Annotated in this window: 14 protein-coding genes; 4 read left to right on the top strand and 10 right to left on the bottom strand. The window is 63.6% G+C overall.

The features are described from left to right. Positions 1 to 30: 30 nt before the first annotated feature. The 3 genes from AC3CCE_RS04285 to AC3CCE_RS04275 all read right to left on the bottom strand — a co-directional run bounded on the left by AC3CCE_RS04285 (position 31) and on the right by AC3CCE_RS04275 (position 6,461). Positions 31 to 1,557: an ABC-F family ATP-binding cassette domain-containing protein gene (locus tag AC3CCE_RS04285; RefSeq protein WP_352626101.1), complete on the bottom strand. Its 1,527-nt coding sequence runs from the start codon at positions 1,555 to 1,557 to the stop codon at positions 31 to 33. Positions 1,558 to 1,896: 339 nt separating this feature from the next. After that, positions 1,897 to 5,073, bottom strand: a complete 3,177-nt coding sequence (gene uvrB, locus AC3CCE_RS04280) for an excinuclease ABC subunit UvrB (RefSeq protein ID WP_352626102.1) — start codon at positions 5,071 to 5,073, stop codon at positions 1,897 to 1,899. A 122-nt stretch (positions 5,074 to 5,195) separates the two neighbouring features. After that, positions 5,196 to 6,461 carry a hypothetical protein gene (locus AC3CCE_RS04275; RefSeq protein WP_352626103.1) on the bottom strand — a complete coding sequence of 422 codons (1,266 nt, stop codon included), beginning with the start codon at positions 6,459 to 6,461 and terminating at the stop codon, positions 5,196 to 5,198. A gap of 146 nt (positions 6,462 to 6,607) precedes the next feature. On the opposite strand from AC3CCE_RS04275, the gene AC3CCE_RS04270 reads away from it, so the two are divergent. Both AC3CCE_RS04270 and AC3CCE_RS04265 read left to right on the top strand, forming a co-directional pair. Further along, positions 6,608 to 7,654: a CapA family protein gene (locus AC3CCE_RS04270; protein ID WP_352626104.1), complete on the top strand. Its 1,047-nt coding sequence runs from the start codon at positions 6,608 to 6,610 to the stop codon at positions 7,652 to 7,654. A gap of 46 nt (positions 7,655 to 7,700) precedes the next feature. Next, the gene (locus tag AC3CCE_RS04265) at positions 7,701 to 8,678 is read left to right on the top strand and encodes a hypothetical protein (protein WP_352626105.1); all 978 of its coding nucleotides are present in this window, start codon (positions 7,701 to 7,703) and stop codon (positions 8,676 to 8,678) included. A 28-nt stretch (positions 8,679 to 8,706) separates the two neighbouring features. Here the strand turns inward: AC3CCE_RS04265 and AC3CCE_RS04260 are convergent, their stop codons facing one another. The 3 genes from AC3CCE_RS04260 to AC3CCE_RS04250 all read right to left on the bottom strand — a co-directional run bounded on the left by AC3CCE_RS04260 (position 8,707) and on the right by AC3CCE_RS04250 (position 10,830). Next, positions 8,707 to 9,708: a serine hydrolase domain-containing protein gene (locus AC3CCE_RS04260; protein WP_023691556.1), complete on the bottom strand. Its 1,002-nt coding sequence runs from the start codon at positions 9,706 to 9,708 to the stop codon at positions 8,707 to 8,709. Between the two features lie 11 nt (positions 9,709 to 9,719). Continuing rightward, on the bottom strand, positions 9,720 to 10,214 hold the full coding sequence (locus tag AC3CCE_RS04255) for a YegJ family protein (RefSeq protein ID WP_352626106.1): 495 nt from the start codon (positions 10,212 to 10,214) through the stop codon (positions 9,720 to 9,722). 100 nt (positions 10,215 to 10,314) lie between these two features. Beyond that, positions 10,315 to 10,830 (bottom strand): hypothetical protein, encoded by a 516-nt coding sequence (locus tag AC3CCE_RS04250; RefSeq protein WP_352626107.1) that lies wholly within the window; start codon positions 10,828 to 10,830, stop codon positions 10,315 to 10,317. A 285-nt stretch (positions 10,831 to 11,115) separates the two neighbouring features. Between AC3CCE_RS04250 and AC3CCE_RS04245 the strand changes: the two genes are divergently transcribed. Further along, complete coding sequence (locus AC3CCE_RS04245) at positions 11,116 to 11,748, top strand: hypothetical protein (RefSeq protein ID WP_352626108.1); 633 nt, start codon at positions 11,116 to 11,118, stop codon at positions 11,746 to 11,748. A gap of 118 nt (positions 11,749 to 11,866) precedes the next feature. Here AC3CCE_RS04245 and AC3CCE_RS04240 read toward each other — a convergent pair whose 3' ends face one another. Continuing rightward, positions 11,867 to 12,103 (bottom strand): hypothetical protein, encoded by a 237-nt coding sequence (locus tag AC3CCE_RS04240; protein WP_352626109.1) that lies wholly within the window; start codon positions 12,101 to 12,103, stop codon positions 11,867 to 11,869. A 658-nt stretch (positions 12,104 to 12,761) separates the two neighbouring features. Between AC3CCE_RS04240 and AC3CCE_RS04235 the strand changes: the two genes are divergently transcribed. Beyond that, positions 12,762 to 13,700 (top strand): diacylglycerol/lipid kinase family protein, encoded by a 939-nt coding sequence (locus AC3CCE_RS04235; RefSeq protein WP_023744313.1) that lies wholly within the window; start codon positions 12,762 to 12,764, stop codon positions 13,698 to 13,700. Between the two features lie 92 nt (positions 13,701 to 13,792). On the opposite strand, the gene AC3CCE_RS04230 is transcribed toward AC3CCE_RS04235, so the two are convergent. Genes AC3CCE_RS04230 through AC3CCE_RS04220 form a run of 3 tightly spaced genes read right to left on the bottom strand, consistent with a single transcriptional unit; the run spans position 13,793 to position 17,534 of the window. Continuing rightward, positions 13,793 to 14,710, bottom strand: a complete 918-nt coding sequence (locus AC3CCE_RS04230) for an NAD(P)-dependent oxidoreductase (RefSeq protein ID WP_023713938.1) — start codon at positions 14,708 to 14,710, stop codon at positions 13,793 to 13,795. Next, positions 14,707 to 15,921: a mandelate racemase/muconate lactonizing enzyme family protein gene (locus AC3CCE_RS04225; RefSeq protein WP_023711165.1), complete on the bottom strand. Its 1,215-nt coding sequence runs from the start codon at positions 15,919 to 15,921 to the stop codon at positions 14,707 to 14,709. Before AC3CCE_RS04225 ends, AC3CCE_RS04230 begins: the two co-directional genes overlap by 4 nt. Further along, positions 15,918 to 17,534 (bottom strand): GMC family oxidoreductase, encoded by a 1,617-nt coding sequence (locus AC3CCE_RS04220; RefSeq protein ID WP_023701603.1) that lies wholly within the window; start codon positions 17,532 to 17,534, stop codon positions 15,918 to 15,920. The genes AC3CCE_RS04225 and AC3CCE_RS04220 overlap by 4 nt, the downstream gene beginning before the upstream one ends. Between the last annotated feature and the right edge of the window lie 36 nt (positions 17,535 to 17,570).

Below are 17,570 nucleotides of genomic sequence, written 5' to 3'. Positions count from 1 at the left end.
CAACACGGTGCGGCCCATGGTGGTAGTTCCTCAGCCCACCGTTTCAGCCACCGAGCGGAAGAAATCCTCGGGGTCATCGACTTCGGTCAGCTTCCGCTTGTCGACCAGCCAGAAGCGGTTGCCGACGGCGCGGATGAAGGAGCGGTCATGCGAGGCGAGCACACAGCTCGCCTGGTGCTTGAGCAGTTCCTCCTCCAGCGCTTCCTGGCCGTCAATGTCGAGATGGTTGGTCGGCTCGTCCAGCAGGTAGAAGTTGGGGTGGGTGAGCCTGAGCGCCAGCATCATCAGCCGCGCCTTCTGGCCACCGGACAGCACGCCGATCTTTTTCTCCTGCATCTCGATGACCACGCCGGCGCCGGCAAGCAGCGAGCGGGCGCGCTGCTCGCCGACATCGTAGCGGTGCGAGACCATGGCCAGCGGCGTGTCGTCGCCACTGATGCCGGCCAGCGCCTGGTCGCTGTAACCGAGCACCGTCGACGGCGTCACCTTGACGTTCGGCACCGTGTCCGGCTCGGCGATGGCGTTGCGGATCAGATCGACGAAACGCGACTTGCCGACGCCGTTGCGGCCGAGCAGCACGATGCAGTCGCCCTGGCAGATGTGGCGCTTGCCGGTCTTGAACAGCAGCGTGCCGTCCGGAGTTTCCACCGCGGCGTCGTCCAGCGTAATCAGCACCTTGGCATGGGTGCCGCGGTTGGCCAGCCGGATCGCGCCGGCTGATTTCTCGCGATGCGCCGATACCGCGGCGTCTTCCAGCTTCTCCGCCCGTTCCCTGAGTTGCTTGGTCTTCACCGTCAAAAGGTCGCTGCCGGAATTGATGCCGATGTTGTTGAGCTTGGCGGCCTGCTTGCGCAGCTGCTGCGCCACCTTCATGTCGCGCTCGAACCGGCGCGCCGTCGAAGCGTCCAGGTCGTCGAGCGCTTGCCTCGCCCTGGAATAGGGCAGTGCAAACACCGGCGAGTCCTCCGGGCGCAAGAACAGCGTGCGGTTGGTGACAGCGTCGAGAAAGGCGCGGTCGTGACTGGCGATGACCACCGGCACCTCGCGCGGCAGGGCGTTCAGCCAGCTTTCCAGCTGGCTGATCTTGGCGAGGTCGAGATGGTTGGTCGGCTCGTCGAGCAAAAGCACATCCGGATCGGTGACCCAGACGCGGGCGATCAGCGCCAGCCGCTGCCATCCGCCGCTCAGCGCCTGCATCGGCCGTTCGCGCATCGGCTCGGGCACGTCGAGCGAATCCAGCACCAGATCGACGCGCCACATCTCGCTGTCGGCCTGCTCGGCCGGCAAGGCATCGGCCACCACCTGATGGAAGGTGCGGCTAAGAAGGGCAGGTGGAACCGACTGCTCGACATGGCCGACACGCAGGCCGCGCGTGCGAGAAATGTCGCCCGAGGTCGGCTCCAGCGCGCCGGTCAGGCATTTGAGCAAGGTCGACTTGCCGCGGCCATTGGCGGCAACGATGCCGAGCCGGTCGCCGGCGCCGATGGTGAGGTCGAGGTTGGAAAACAGCGGCGCACTCATGGTGACGCCGAAGGATTTGAGGCTGATCAGGGCCATTGTGATTTCTCTGGTCTCGCCGGAGACAACTCCGGATGCACTTTGACGGTGTGCTTGCCGGCCATCAGGCTCAGCTTTGCGCACCACGAAGGGCAGACCAAAAAATCGAAACGGGAAAAACCCGTAATGTCCCTGGTCAACCCTGCAAGCGAACTCGCAGGGCAGAAATCGGGCCACGCTGACGATGGTGATCGATAGACACGCAGCCCTCCTTTCAAGACAAAACTTTGAGTGTGTGGAGCGATTACACCAAAGGCGGCGGTGGAGGAAAGTGGGCGACGGATGCGGCGGTGGTGGAGCGCTCTTCCCTTCTCCCACAAGGGGAGAAGGAAAGAGGTGCTATTTCCCCGGCCGTCCCATCTTGCCCGGCCGGCGCTTTTCGCGGCGGGCGTCGCCTGGGTCTTCGTAGGAGCCGATGCCGGCGCGCTGGCGAACGAATGGTTTTGGGGAATCGTCGCGTTCCTTCGCGCCCCCCTCTGCCCTGCCGGGCATCTCCCCCACTCGGGGGGAGATTGGCTGGGGCTTGGCCGGCACTTTCCCTTCGACCGGCTTTTCCGTGCGCCGCACGGTCATCTCGTCGAGCGAATTCTTCTTGAACAGTGGCTTGGTGGCGCCGCCCGGAATGCCGAAGTCGGAGCCGTGCGCTTCCTGCGCCGACTGTTTCTTGAACAGCGAGCGCGACACCGCGCCTGACGGTGTCGGCATGTCGGTACCAGGCCCCATATCGTCGATCGACGGCTTGGCAAATAGCGGTTTCTTCACCGGCACGGCGCCCTCGGCGCCCATTTCGTCGAGCGCCGGTTTGCGGAAGAGGTTGGACCGGGCAGCCCTGGCCGCCTCTTCGGCGGCACGTGCCTCATCAAACTTGCGGAAACGCTCCTGTTCCTCAGCCGTACGGTGCTTGGCCACGCCCTTGTTGTGCTTGCCCTTCTCGCGGCCCGAGACCGGGCTTTCCATGTCGGCGTATTTGGCCAGCGGATCTTCCGAGATGGACAGTTCCATTTCGCGCAGCCGCTTGATCTCATCGCGGATGCGGGCGGCCTTCTCGAAGTCGAGATTGGCGGCGGCGTCGCGCATCTGCTTTTCCATGGCGTCGAGATGAGCCTTGAGATTGTTGCCCATCATCGCACCGGCGCCGTCGGTGAACTGCGAGATATCGGCGCGGACATGGTCCTTCTCGTAGACCGAGTCCAGAATGTCGGAGATGCGCGACTTCACCGATTCCGGGGTGATGCCGTTGGCCGCGTTCCATTCCATCTGCTTTTCGCGGCGGCGGTTGGTCTCGGCCATCGCCCGCTCCATCGAGCCGGTGACCTGGTCGGCATAGAGGATGACCTTGCCGTCGACGTTGCGGGCGGCGCGACCGATGGTCTGGATCAGCGACGTCTCGGAGCGCAGAAAGCCCTCCTTGTCGGCGTCGAGGATGGCGACGAAACCGCATTCGGGAATGTCGAGGCCTTCGCGCAGCAGGTTGATGCCGACCAGCACGTCGAAAGCGCCGAGGCGGAGATCGCGCAGAATCTCGATGCGCTCCAGCGTGTCGATGTCGGAGTGCATGTAGCGAACGCGCACGCCTTGCTCATGCAAATATTCGGTCAGGTCTTCGGCCATGCGCTTGGTCAAAACGGTGACCAGCGTGCGGTAGCCGGCGGCCGTGGTGTCGCGGATTTCGCCGACGACATCGTCGACCTGGCTTTTCGCCGGGCGGACTTCGACCGGCGGATCGATCAGGCCGGTCGGGCGGATGACCTGCTCGGCGAACACGCCGCCGGCCTGTTCCATCTCCCAGGCGCCGGGTGTCGCAGAAACCGCGACGGAGAGCGGTCGCATGGCGTCCCATTCCTCGAAGCGCAGCGGACGGTTGTCCATGCAGGAGGGCAGGCGAAAACCATACTCCGCCAGCGTCGCCTTGCGCCGAAAGTCGCCACGATACATGCCGCCGATCTGCGGCACGGTGACGTGGCTTTCGTCGATGAAGACCAGCGCATTGTCCGGGATATATTCGAACAATGTCGGCGGCGGATCGCCCGGCTGGCGTCCCGTGAGATAGCGCGAATAGTTCTCGATGCCGGCGCAGGAGCCGGTGGCTTCCAGCATCTCAAGATCGAAGCGGCAGCGCTGTTCGAGCCGCTGTGCCTCCAGCAGGCGGCCGGCGCGCTCGAGCTCGACCAGCCGGTGCTTGAGCTCCTCCTTGATCGACTTGATCGCCTGGTTGAGCGTTGGACGCGGCGTCACATAGTGCGAGTTGGCGTAGATCTTGACGCTCTTCAGCTCGCCGGTCTTCTGGCCGGTGAGCGGATCGAATTCGGTGATCGCCTCGATCTCGTCGCCGAACATCGAGATGCGCCAGGCGCGGTCCTCAAGGTGGGCCGGGAAGATTTCGATCGTGTCGCCGCGCACGCGGAACGAGCCGCGCACGAAATTGATGTCCTGGCGCTTGTACTGCTGGGCGACGAGGTCGGCGAGCAGCGCCCGTTGGTCGAGCCGATCGCCGATCTGCATCTGGAAGGTCATCGCCGTATAGGTCTCGACCGAGCCGATACCGTAGATGCAGGACACCGAAGCGACGATGATGACGTCGTCGCGCTCGAGCAGCGAGCGGGTCGCCGAATGCCGCATGCGGTCGATCTGCTCGTTGATCGAGGATTCCTTCTCGATGAAGGTGTCGGTACGCGGGACGTAGGCTTCGGGCTGGTAGTAGTCGTAATAGGAGACGAAATACTCGACCGCATTGTCGGGGAAGAATTTCTTGAACTCGGAATAGAGCTGCGCGGCCAGCGTTTTGTTGGGCGCCAGGATCAAAGCAGGGCGCTGCGTCTGCTCGATCACCTTGGCCATGGTGAAGGTTTTGCCGGAGCCGGTGACGCCGAGCAGCACCTGCGTGCGGTCATTGTTATCGACGCCCTCGACAAGATCCTTGATGGCGGTCGGCTGGTCGCCGGCCGGCTCGAAATCCGACACCATCTTGATGGCGATGCCGCCTTCGGATTTTTCCGGGCGGGCAGGGCGGTGCGGCGTCCACAGCACGCCGTCCTTGTGCAAGGGGTTGCCGGATTCGATCAGCGCCGACAGCGCCGCGACCGTGGCGGTGACGCTGCCCGAGGCCATGGTCTCGGCGTCTTCCAGCGAGATGTCGAGGCCGGCGACCGGATTGAGGCCGGCTGCGGTGCGTTCGCGGGCCGTGGCCGCGCCGCCCATCGAGGTGCCGCGCGAACTGCGGCCGGGCGCAGCGGACCGCTCCGGGATCTTTTTCGCGGACTTTGGCGATCTACCATCGCCCTTACCGGTGAGACGGCCTTCCTTCTCGGCCTCCTGCTCGATCTGCTCGGCCCAGTCGGCAATCGAGCCGCTCAGCGGCGCGCCGGTGAAGTCGGCCTGCGGCGCCTCGGCGAAGCCGCCTCTGTGCAGAGGCTCCGAGGCATCGAGGAAATCGGTCAGCGGGCTGCGCCGCTTCGGCGGCGAAGCGCCGTTGTCACCCGCCGGAGACGGTGTCTTTTTGTCAGGGAGTTTGGCCATGCCCCAAATATGGGCAGAGTCCGCCAAAATGGAAAGAGTGCAGTGGCGAAGGGCGCTAAGCGGGTCGAAGCTCCTGACACAAGGGTGTCAGGAGCTGTGTTACGCGAAGCCAGGCCGCCTGCTCAATTGAACCACAGCGCGAAGGTCAAAAACCCACCGCCACCGAACTGGCGCTGGATCTGGTCGAACTCGCCGCTGGTCACGATCTCACCGCTCTCGAGGTAGGGCGCGATGGCCGGGCCGGTAATCGACAGCACGAGGTCGAAAGGCTTCGGTTCTTCGAAGAAACGCTTCATGTTGATGCCCTGGCCGGTGCTGGCCGTGATGCGGAAATGCGGCAGCAGCTTGCGGCCTTCCAAAAGGTCTTCGGCCATGGTCAGAGTGGCGAGCCAGGCCTCGACCTGCTCCTCGCCGACTTCGAGCCCGGTGAGCGGGTTCTCGCCCTTCTGCTGCGGTCCCGGCAGCCATTCGCGGTCATTGTCGGTCTCGGCGCGGATCGCCTTCCAGTCCTCGCGCGACAGCCGGATGATTTCGAGCAGATGGCGGCGCGCCGCTTGACGGCGCTCGGGCTCGACCACCGGCCAGTTGACGAGGTGAACCATGGAGATGAAATCCGCGATGCGCCATTCCGATGAGAAGATGCTGCTGCCCATGTCGCCGGCGGGAGGCACGAGAATGTCCTGCAGCGGCAGTTTGGCGCGCGGAAACAGCATGTGGAACGAGCCGTCGAACATGGTCCTGAAATCATGCGCCAGCCAGAAATCGGCCTGCGCCATCAGGAATTCGGCATAGCCCTGCAGCCAGAAACCGTCGGCGCGGTCGAAGCGGAATGTGAGCGAGGAAGCGGCGCCGTCCGACGAGATACCGCCGCGCGACAGCGAGGCCATGATGGCGGCCATGCTTTCATCCGGCGCGATGGCACCGTCTTCGTTGAGATCGATGCCGGCATGGGTGAGGTCGACGACCATGCCGATGCCGGCATCGGCGGGCACCGAGCCCAGAGTCGCCGCGGATGTCTCCAGCCGGTCGCGGAAGGCGACCAGAATGGCGCGGAACTGCTCATAGGTCAGCGGTTCGGGATTGGGATTGTCCGGAATCGGCAGCCGCATCAGCGGCAGCATGAAGGATTGCGGGCTTTCGAACCCGTGGCGGTGCAGGCCGCCGGCCAGGATTTCCAGGGCGGTGAAGAATTCGCCGGCGCCGGCGGCATAGGCTGACGCCGGATCGCCCTGGGCTGCAGCCTCGAGCGTGGTAAGCGCGGCGTTGCGCTCCGTCACCGTTTTGGCCTCGAACAAAGCGGTTGCCGCTTCGGGCGCGGCGGCGCGGGCCGAAGATAAAAGCAGCAACAGGAGGAGGGCGGACGCCAGCAGGCCTGCAAAACGTGTCATCTCATCCCTCCACTATGCGATGCGCAGACATTACACGCATTTGGCGCCGTGTCTGCCGGCGGCAGTGTTTCAAGGACTGACGGTCGACACTTCCCGGGCAGACCGTCTACACAAGCTAACCGATTGGGCAAACGATTGGGCGTCGCGTGTCGAATTATCCGCTTTCCTACAAACTGTCATGGCTGCCGCGCTTCCTGAAACCGTCTCTCGGCGGCGATGTCAGGGATTTTGCACCGAGGGCGGCGACGACGATCATCGATCCGCCGCCGGGGCGGAAGGTGCGGCTGGCCTTTGTCGGTGATATTTCGGCGGTGGCCAACCATAGTGCGCCGGAGTGCGATCCGGAAATCGCAAAGCTCTTGGGCTCAGCCGATCTGGTGATCGGCAATTGCGAAAGTCCGGTCGTCGAGCGGCCGAGAGTGGCGTTTGGCACGCGGCTTGGCACGCACCATGCGATGAGCGAGCGGTTTCTTGCCGCGGCGCTTGCCGCCGTAGGCATCGCGCGTGAAAAGCTCGTGCTGTCGCTGGCCAACAACCATGTGCTCGACCAGGGCGTCGCCGGTTTCGACGAGACCGTTGCGGCGTTGAAGCGGCTTGGAATCCGCACCATCGGCACCGCGAAAAAAGGACCGGTCGAGCAGGTCAAGGCCGGGCCGCTGACGATCGGCTTTGCCGCCTTCACACTGTGGCGCAATGGTGACGCCGGGCCATTCACCGAGCTTGTCTCGATGCAAGGCGATCCGGCGGCATGGCCGAGAGGCGCGGCCGACAAGAACATCGATCTCACCTGTGCGGTGCCGCACTGGGACTGGGAGTTCCGGCATTTTCCGCAGCCGCAAACGCAAACGCTGGCGAGGTTGCTGGCCGGTCACGGCGTGGGGCTGATTGCCGGGCACCACGCCCATGTCGTGCAGCCGGTGCAATGGGTCGGCAAGACGCTCGTGGCTTACGGGCTTGGCGACTTCCTCGGCACGGCGCTGGCGCGGCAGCCCTGGCCCGGCCGCATCGCCGGCATTTTCGTCGTCGATGTCAGCGCAGATCTCGGCATGCGCGGTGCGATCGCCGGGTACCGGATGCATCCCTTCATGCGGCTGCGCGCAGGCGGGCATGAGCGGCTGGTTCCGGTCGAGGCGCTGACTGGCCGGGTGAAGGGCAAGGTCCAGGCCAGGCTGAAGGCGATCTTTGGCGACTGACAACTTTCCCGTTATCATAGGTATAATAGGACTTTGCGAGGGGGCGATGGAAGCAGCTGAGTTCATGCCTGATGAAGCGGTGGTCGCCGGCATCAGGAAGAATATCGAGATCTATGAGGCTGGACGGGCTTCGGCCTACCGCCAGGTGCGCTGGCGGGTGCCGGTGTTTCTGGGGCTGCTGCTGGTTTTTGTCGTGCTGGTGGCCTGGCTGTTCAACAAGGTCGCCGACTTGAACGAGCAATGGTTCTCGACGCCGCATGTGTTCCTCTATGTCGGCGGTTTCTTCGCGGCGCTGCTGCTGTACTTCCTGGCGATCAGGCCGGCGACGCGGCTGCAGCAATCGTTCCGTGACACGCTGCTGCCGATCATCTTCGGCTTCATCAGGGATGTGCGCTATCAGCACAGCGTGACGCCGAATTCCTTCGACCGGCTGCCGCGCGCCGTGGTCGGCCCCTTCAACCGGCAGAGCTTCGACGACATCGTGTCAGGCCGCTACGAGGATTTTCCGTTCGAGCTCTACGAGGCGGAGTTGCGCCAAGGGTCGGGCAAAGGCTCGTCGACGGTCTTCAAGGGCGTCATCGTTGCGTTCGAGACAATCGCGCCGTTCCCCGGCATATTGGTCGCGACGCGCCGCAGCAACGCGGTGGTCGGTTTCTTCCGCGGCATCTTCGCCGGCAAGATGCAGGAACTGTCCAGCGGCGATCCGCTGCTCGACGGCGACTACGAATTTCGCACCGACAATGTCGCCGCCGCGCAGCCGCTGGTGAGCGGCCGGCTGGCGCAGGCGCTGAAATGGCTGCACGAGACATGGCGCGATGATCCGGCGCGGGTGGCGCTTAATGGCAGCGATGGTTTCCTGCTCTTGCCGCAGCCGAAGAATTTCTTCGAACTGCCCGCCATTTCCGTGCCGCTCGATTACACCAAGCACATCGCGCCGATGATCGCCGATATGGGCGCGATCTTGGCGACCGCGGCGCTGGTGCGCAAGATTGGCGCGAAGGATGGCGAGGCGGCCGCAAGCTAGGCAGTTCCCGATTGCAACAAGCCGCCATTCATCCGGGTGCGGCTCTCGCGACAAGGCGGACAATATCGCCGAGCCTGCGCTGCTCCTCGGCGGATCTGGAGCGGCTGACCGCGAGATTGACGACTACCAGTTCGGCTGCCGGCAAGACGCCGATCATCTGACCGAAACCGCCATGGGCGAAATAGCGAACCCTGGGCAAATCCGCATTGCGAAGAACGGTGGCTTCGGACTGGGCTTCGCCATCACGGCCGGTCGTCCACCACATGTAACCATAGCCGCTTCCGTCTGGAGTGATCGAATAAGCCTTTGTGCTGTCTTCGATCCACGCCCGCGGCACGATCTCCGTGCCGCGCCAGCTGCCTTTGCGCAGGTACAGAAGGCCGAATCGGGCAAGATCGCGCGCGGTCATGCGAAAATGATAGGCGGGGTGCTCCGATTCGGGGCCGCGCAAATACGCGCCGTCGTCAGGGTGAAAATCCTGCATGCCGAGCGGGACGGCGATGTCGGCATGGAAGCCGTCAAAAACGGAGCGGCCGGTTGCCCTCTCATAGATGGTCCCAAGGGCGTTGAAGTCCCAATTGTTGTAATACCAGTGGCTGTCCCTGGGGTGGCTGCCGCGGACGGGCCGGTCGGCTTTCATCTGTTCGGATTCGGCGAGCGCCGGGTGGTAAATCCCGGACCGAGCCTTGATGAGATCGCCGACTGTTGCCTGCTTTTCGGCTTCGCTCAACGACGGCGCGACATCATCGATGCCGAGCTCGCCCAGCGTGTTGTCCAGACGAATGCGTCCGCGCTTGACCTCGATGCCGATTAGAGCGCTCAGCAGGCTTTTGCGGACCGAGCGGATGACGACTTTTTTCGAGGCCGAACCGCTGGATGCGACGACAGATCCGCGATGGATGGCCACAGACGCTATCGAACCAAATTGCCGTGCCGCTGCTTTCGCCTCGGCGAGGAGATCGACGTTCCATCCGGCATCGGCCGCCGATACGACGTTCCATTTTTCGCCGGGATATTCAGCCCCTTTCATGTCGCCGCGCCTCAGCAGTCGAAGCCGTAGTTCTGGCGATAATATTCGACATTTTCTTGCGCCATCGTCTTGAACATCACGCAGACGGTGAAGCTGCCGACCTGGCGACCGTTTCTGGTGTAGCCCCAGTCGGAAATATCGTCCCGGTTAAATTCGAGTTCCTGGCCGGCCACGACATTGTGCACCGCTTGCGGCTCATTGGCCAATGTTCCTGCAAAGCCGGTCGCGGTCTTGTGGAAGGGGATGATCCAGAAATGTTCCGAGGCGTCTCCGTCCCTGACCTCGACCTTCAATTTGTAGCTGGTTGTCCCGGCTGGCGGCGCATCCGACAAGGACAGGAATTCATCGAGGCTGGCGCGCGCCTGCGCAATGGCCGCCGCCATGTCCGGATCGTCCTTGGCGACGCCTACAACCTTGTCGCCGCCCTGGCCGGAATCCTGCGCACCGGCCGGAATCGGCGCCAACGCCAGCACCAGGGACAGCATGGTTCGAACTGCATGATTCATGAAATGGCGCTCCTGCGTGTCGATGCTGACACCATCATGCATCTATCTAGAGTTTTCAACGGCAGTGCGACAGCGTGGTACGGTCCGACCGGCAGGCCGCTCACAACCCGCTCGGCACCAGGCCTGCCAGCCAGTTCGCGGACCGCTTGGCCATGCCGACCGTTGCCGACGCGACGCGGCCGAGATCTGTCTTGACCACGGCGTAGCCGTTCCTGGTGCGGTAGAGCACGCCTGTTCCGCCATCGACCACTTGCTCGTAGGCGACGGGCCGTACCGCTGCTGCCTCCATGGCCGTCGTCGGGGAGCCGACGGGAACGCTCGGCCGATGGCTCAGTTCCGGCGGCAACGGGGTTTGGACATTCCGGCTGGCCGGCTTCAGTTCCGGGCGGGATGCGGCCGCCGCCAGTTGCGAAGAAGACGCCGATGCCTTGCTGCGGCAGATGCCAGAGACCAGCGGATAGTCGAAGTTCTTCTGGTGCAGCATCTGGCTTTTCATCGCCGCTTCGCAGTCGGCGATAGTCGCCCACTTCGCCGGCGTCTCGCCGATATATTCGCAAAGCTTGGCGTCGCAGTCGCAGCCGACAATGGTCATGGCGACAAGGGCGGTCTTGATCACGGTCTTGTCCTTCGGATTGCCCCCCGGCAGCCAGTCCTTCCATCGCGCGCGAACAAGGCGGGATTTTGGCCGCGATCACGCGATGAGCCGGGGGATGCGTTTTTCGGGTACGGCTCACTATAGGTGGATTTCGAGACACCCGGTAGCAGATAGGGCGGGGCCGTGATGCATTTGCAGGAAGAAGCCCGAATAAATCTTGTCGGCTATGGCCGCGACAACTGTATCTTGGCCCAGTTTTCTACTACGATACTCACGGGCGATACAACAATATAGGAGGGGTTAGTCATGGGAAGAATTGTCCGGTCCGCCGAGCCTGTGCCAAAAAGGGATTCAACGCTCGAGGGCATTCCAGGCGATGCTCCGCTCGGCGTCGACGATGACAAGAAAGAAGATCAAGGATCGAAAGGCGGCGACGGCTATCTCGACCGGGTTGCGAAGTACGTGCCTGCCGAAGTCGTGGCATTTTTCATCTTCGTCAACTCCATCCTGGTCAATGCCACTGAGCAGCCGGTTGCCAAGGCGTTGACCGATGCGGTGGCGGAAGAGACCAAAGGCAATCCGGGGGACATTCCGGGTAAGGTGCAGGCAGCCATCTATAAGATTGAAATGGCCGGTATCAGCGTCTGGACCATTTCATGGATCATGTTGATCGTCGCGCTGGCGATGACGCCGGTGTATCTGAAATCGGTCAGCGATTCAGCCGACAATGCGGAGGCTCCGGGAGCCAACATCGTCATGTCGATGCTCGCCTTCCCATTCTGGGCCTATGCCGTCAACGCGCTGGCCCTCAGGCCATGGCATGACGGTGCGCTGGCCAGCATCATGCTCGCCACCTTCACGCTCATCAGCGGCGCCATACGGCCGGAATATATAAACGCTGGCCTCAATTTGATCCCGGGCATCGGCCCGAAGAAGTAGCTTGGCCCGCCGGGCAGGCCGCGGTGCAGGGCGCGGCTTCAGTTGTAGACGCGCTCCAGCCTCGCGCCTGCTTCGAACAGCGCCGGCAGCACGATGTGCAGCTTGCGCACGGCGACGATCAGCCCGGTGCGACGGGTGGCCGGATCGATCGGAACGGTTGGCTGAACAGCGCCCGGGCGCCTTCGGGCGGAGCGAAGTCCGCCGCCGAAAGCACGGTGAGCATGATCGCGTCATTGGCACCGATCTCGACGAAGGACACGCCTCTGTCGATCAGGCGCGGGATCATGTCGGTGAATTGCTGATCGCGCCTGGTGATGAAGATGGTTCCGTCAGCGCCGAAATCTCGTTCCAGCAAAGTATCGGCTTCTTACGCGTCGCTTCGCCGACCGGACCTTGGCCCAAAAGACAGTCGGCGCCGGGATTTCTCCCAGCGCCTCCCTGTCAGATCAGGACACGGTCGCGGCAGCAACTTCCGCAAAGTCGTCGCGCCATGCCGGCCTTGATTTTGACGGTCCTGCCAGTCACCGCCCGAAGGCAGTGCCCGTTCCAGACCACGCCGTTCTCCACCCTTGCGAGCTTCGTTCGGCGCGCCATCGAAGGTTTTCGCCGTCCTTCATGGCAGCATCGGTCCGCCGTTGGCGTTCGCACGCTTTCCGCGGCCCCGTAGGTCTCGGCATCCGTCCCTCGAACAAGCAAGCCTGCTCTCGCTTCGGGCCGTACGGGCCTCAGGAAATCCGCCTTTTCGCTTTGCCTTTCGGCGTGGCGATCGGTAGCCGCCTGAGATGGTTAAACTTACGCCGGGTAAGGGTTTTGGGGAATGGGCGTGAGCCTGTGGATAACGGGATTATCGGGGATCGTTTGCCACAAAGCTCGGAATTTCGACTCCAGCTGCATTAGACAGCCCGCCGGCTTTTTGGCGCCTGATCGGCTGTGCCCCTTGCTCCGCCGGCTGGCGCGGGCTTCAATGCAGGCAAAGCATCGAGCCTATCGGCTCGGTGCGGGGAGGGTGCGCATTGAAAGTCGGGGTGGTGCTCAATCCGATTGCCGGCGGCGGCCGGCTGAAACGGCATTGGCCGGAGGTCGCCGCATCGCTGAAAAAGCATTTCGGCGAATTCGAGCTGCGCGAGACGCAGGCCGAGGGCGACGCCGAAAGGCTGGCGCTCGACCTCGCGGCAAGCGGCTTCGGGCTGGTGATCGCGGCCGGCGGCGACGGCACCGCCAGCGAGGTGGCCGACGGATTGCTGCAGGCATTCGATGAGAGCGGCCGGACAACCGAACTTGCCTTGCTGCCTTGCGGCACCGGCATCGATTTCGCGCGCGGACTTGGCCTGCCGAAAGAGGTGGATGCGGCGTTGAAGCGGATCGCCGAAGCCAAGGCGCGCAAGGTCGATGCCGGGCGCATCTGCTACATCGACGACCATGGCGCGCTGGCCAGCCGGCACTTCATCAATATCGCCAGCCTCGGCCTGTCCGGCGCCACGGACCGTGCGGTCAATGCCGACAAGCGCAAGGGCAGGATGTCGGCCAAGGCGCTGTTTTTCTGGCGCACCGTGGTCGAGTTCATCCGCTACCGCTTCCAGGACGTCAGGATCACCGTCGACGATGGCACCCCGGTCGAGGCGCGCATGGCGCTGGTGGCGGTTGCCAACGGAAAGTTCTTCGGCGGCGGCATGATGATCGCCCCGGACGCCGAACTCGCCGACGGCCAGTTCGACATCGTCATCCTGCGCGCGGCCGGCAAGCTGAAGCTGATCTGGGATATTCGGCTGCTCTATGGCGGCCGGCACCGCAACCATCCGGCCATCACCATATTGCGTGGCCGGAAAGTGGTGGTCGAACCTAGCGGCGATGTCGAGAAGAACGGCGCGCTGGTCGACATAGATGGCGAGTCGCCGGGGCGTATACCCGCGACGTTTGAGATCCTGCCCGGAGCGCTGACGCTGAGATATTGAATCAAGGCGTTGAGGGATTGATTCAGGTGGTTTGAGCGGCGATTCCGGCGAACCGGCCAAGGGCCTGAAATCGCAGGACATATTTACCCGGCTTAGCTTTCCAGCTTGGCTGGGAAACCGGGCGCGCGCAGATCCATGTCGACGGCATCCTCGAGCAGTTTGACGATCTGGGTCGACCAGGCGCCGCCGCCATATTCCTGTTTGCCCATCAGGAAAATCTCACTCACAAGCGGCGCCAGTTGGAGTGGCAGTCTGAACTCCCTGCCCATCGCAAGCGCAAAGCCGAGGTCCTTCAGTGCCAGGTCCATGGTGAAGCCAATGTCGTAGGAGCCGTTGAGGATGAGCTGGCTTTCGGTCTCATGGACGAAGCTGTTGCCGGAGGAGGCGACGATGGCGTGGTAGGATTGCGCGAGGTCGAGGCCGCCTTGCTTGGCCAACATCAGCGCCTCGCCGGCGGCGACGAGATGGATGAAGGCCAGCATGTTGGTGATGACCTTGATCACCGCCGCCGAGCCGACCGGACCCATCAGGAACGACTTTGCGCACATCGCTTCGATGGCCGGACGATGGCGCTCGTAAAGCGCAGCATCGCCGCCGACAAGCGCGGTGATCTTTCCGACCGCGGCCAGATGCACGCCGCCGGTGACCGGGCACTCAAGCGTTTCGACGCCCTTGGCCGAGGCGAGGGCGGCGAGGCGCAGAATCTCGTCGCGGCCATTCGTCGACATCTCGATCCATGTGCCGCCCTTGGGCAATCCTTCCAGCAGTCCACCGGGACCAGCCAGCACCGCTTCACTGACCTCGGGCGAGGGCAGGCATGTGATGGCGTTGCCGGCTAGCGCTGCCGCTTCAGCCGGGCTGTTCGCTGCGATGGCGCCGAGCGCAACCAGGCGCTCGACGGCGGCGGGGTCGCGGTCGAAGACGATGACGACAAAACCGTTGCGCAACAGGCTGGCGGCGAGGTTGCCGCCGAGATGGCCAAGGCCGATGAAGGCGTAACGTTCGCTCACGGCATCAGCGGCATTTGCATCATCTGCAAATGCAGGTCCTTGCCGGTGTAGGGATGCGCCTCGCAGACCGCCTCGTTGAGCTCGACGCCGAGGCCGGGCTCCTTCGACGGAATGACATTGCCGTCCTGCCACTCGATCTTCTTCTTCAAGAGCGTGGCGTGGAAACCGTCCCACTGCTTCAGCGATTCCAGGATGAGGAAATTGGGCAGCGTCACCGCCAGCTGGATGTTGGCGGCGCCGACGATCGGCCCGCAATAGCAGTGCGGCGCGATCTGGATGTGGTATGCCTCGGCCATGGCGGCGATCTTCTTGGTTTCGAGAATGCCGCCGGAACGGCCAAGGTCCGGTTGCAGGATGGTGGCGGCGCGGTTCTCGATGATTCGGGCGAATTCGAACTTGGTCGTTAGCCGCTCGCCGGTGGCGATCGGGATCGACGTGCCTCGCGCCACCTGAGCCATCACTTCGGGCATGTCGGGCGGCACCGGCTCTTCGAACCACAAGGGATCGTAGGGCTCGATCGCGCGTGCCATCCGCAGCGCACCCGACGCGGTGAACTGGCCATGCGTGCCGAACAGAATATCGGCGCGGGTGCCGACGGCTTCGCGGATCGCCTTGACCATGCGGGTGGAGACATCGATGTCGATCAGGCGCGGCTGGTGGCCGTCGAAGGCGGTGTAAGGACCGGCCGGGTCAAGCTTGACGGCGTTGAACCCCTGCTCGACATATTCGAGCGCGCAGGCCGCCGCCAGTTCAGGGTCGTTATAGACGTTCCTGCCGTCCGGCGCGTCCTCCGAATGGACGCTGCCGGTGTGCGGGTAGAGATAGGTGTAGGAGCGCAGCGTCTCGTGCACCTGGCCGCCGAGCAGTTTGTAGACCGGCTTGTCGGCTTCCTTGCCGACAATGTCCCAGCAGGCCATTTCCAGCGCCGAGAAACAGCCCATGCCGGTAACGTCGGGGCGCTGGGTAAATCCTGAGGAATAGGCGCGGCGGAAGAAGGTCTCGATGTCATGCGGATCGTGGCCGATCAGGTAACGCTCGGCCATGTCCTCGACCAGCTTCGCTGTTATGTGAGCCGAGAAGGTGGCGTTGTAGGCCTCGCCGTAACCGACGACGCCGCCATCGGTGGTCAGCTTGACGAAGATGAAATACTTGCCGCCGATGCCGGGCGGCGGGTTGCCGACTACCCAGGTCTTGACGTCGGTGATCTTCATTTTTGGTCCTCCAGAACCAGTTCGGCGCCCTTCCATCCGGTCATGACCGAGGCGGCGTTGGTGTTGCCGGTGATGTTGGCGGGAAAGATCGAGGCGTCGATGACACGCAGACCTGCGAGCCCGTGCACTTTCAGGCGCGGGTCGACGACGGCGGCCCCGGCGCCCGGCCCCATGCGGCACGTCGAGACCGGGTGATAGACGGTGCCTGAGCGCTTCCTGAAATCCTGGATCAGATCGGCATCCGATTGGATCGATGGGCCCGGCAAAACCTCCTCAGTGATGATCTCGGCCATGGCGGGCATCGAGGCTATCTTGCGCACGAATTTCACCGCCGCCAGCATCTCGTCGACATCGGCGTTGGTGGAATAGGCGTTGGCGACGATCCTGGGATAGTCCAGCGGATTGCTGGAGCGGATCATGATCTCGCCGCGGCTGGACGGGCGGCAGTTGGAGAGGCCGATGGAAAAGCCCGGCCACGGATCCGGCGTCAGGATCGGCCGCTCGCCGCTCTTCGGAATGACGGTCGAGAAAGCCTGGAAATAAAGCTGCATGTTGGGGCGCGAAAACGCCAGGTCGGTTCGGAAGAAGCCGCCGCCATGGTTCATCGACAGTGACAGCGGGCCGGAGCGGGTGAGGATGTACCGCATGCCGACCAGCAGCTTGCCCCACCAGGGCCGCAGGATTTGGTTGAGCGTCGGCACGTTTCCCTTGAAGGTATAGTTGATGCCGACATGGTCCTGCAGATGCGCGCCGACATTTTCGTTGCCGTGGACGACCGGGATGCCAAGCCCCTTGAGCAGTGACGAGGGGCCGACGCCGGACAGTTGCAGCAGCTGCGGCGAGTTGATCGAACCGGCGGACAGGATCACCTCGCGGCCGGCCCGCGCCGTCTTGGTCTCGCCGTTCTGCAGATATTCGATGCCGACGGCTCGCTTGCCCTCGAACAGGATTCTGGTCGCCAGCGCATTGGCTTCGACGCGCACATTCGCGCGCTTCATCGCCGGGCGCAGGAAGGCGCGCGCGGCCGACATGCGGCGGCCATTCCTGGTCGAGATCTGGTAGACGCCGACGCCTTCCTGGGCGGCGCCGTTGAAGTCAGGGTTGAGCGGCAGCCCAGCCTGCTGGCCGGCTGCGAGGTAGCGCCTGGTCAGCGGATGGACGGCGTTCGTCGTGTCGGTGATATGCAGCGGCCCGCCGGTGCCGCGCCATCTGTCGGCGCCGGCCTCATTGTCCTCAAGCGCCTTGAAGCCCGGCAACAGATCGTCATAGCCCCAACCGGGATTTCCGGCATCGCGCCAGTCGTCAAAGTCCTCGCGCGCGCCACGGATCCAGACCATGGCGTTGATCGAGCTGGAGCCGCCAAGCAGCTTGCCGCGCGGCCAATGGTCGACATTGCCGGCAAGGCCGGGGTCCGGCTCGGGCTTGTAGTTCCAGTTGACCGCCGGATCGAAGAAGGTCTTGCCGTAGCCGAGCGGCATCTGGACATAAAAGCGGCGGTCGCTGCCGCCGGCCTCCAGCACCAGCACGGAGAAGCGGCCCGAAATCGACAGCCTGTCGGCCAGAACCGAGCCGGCCGAGCCGGAGCCGACGATGATGAAGTCATAAGTCTGCATGATTGGTGTTGGCGGCTCCGCAAAACTGAGCGCAGC

The organism is Mesorhizobium sp. P160187 (assembly GCF_057766425.1).
Note: the sequence above shows the minus strand (reverse complement) of the source record. Positions and strands in the feature narration are given on the sequence as shown.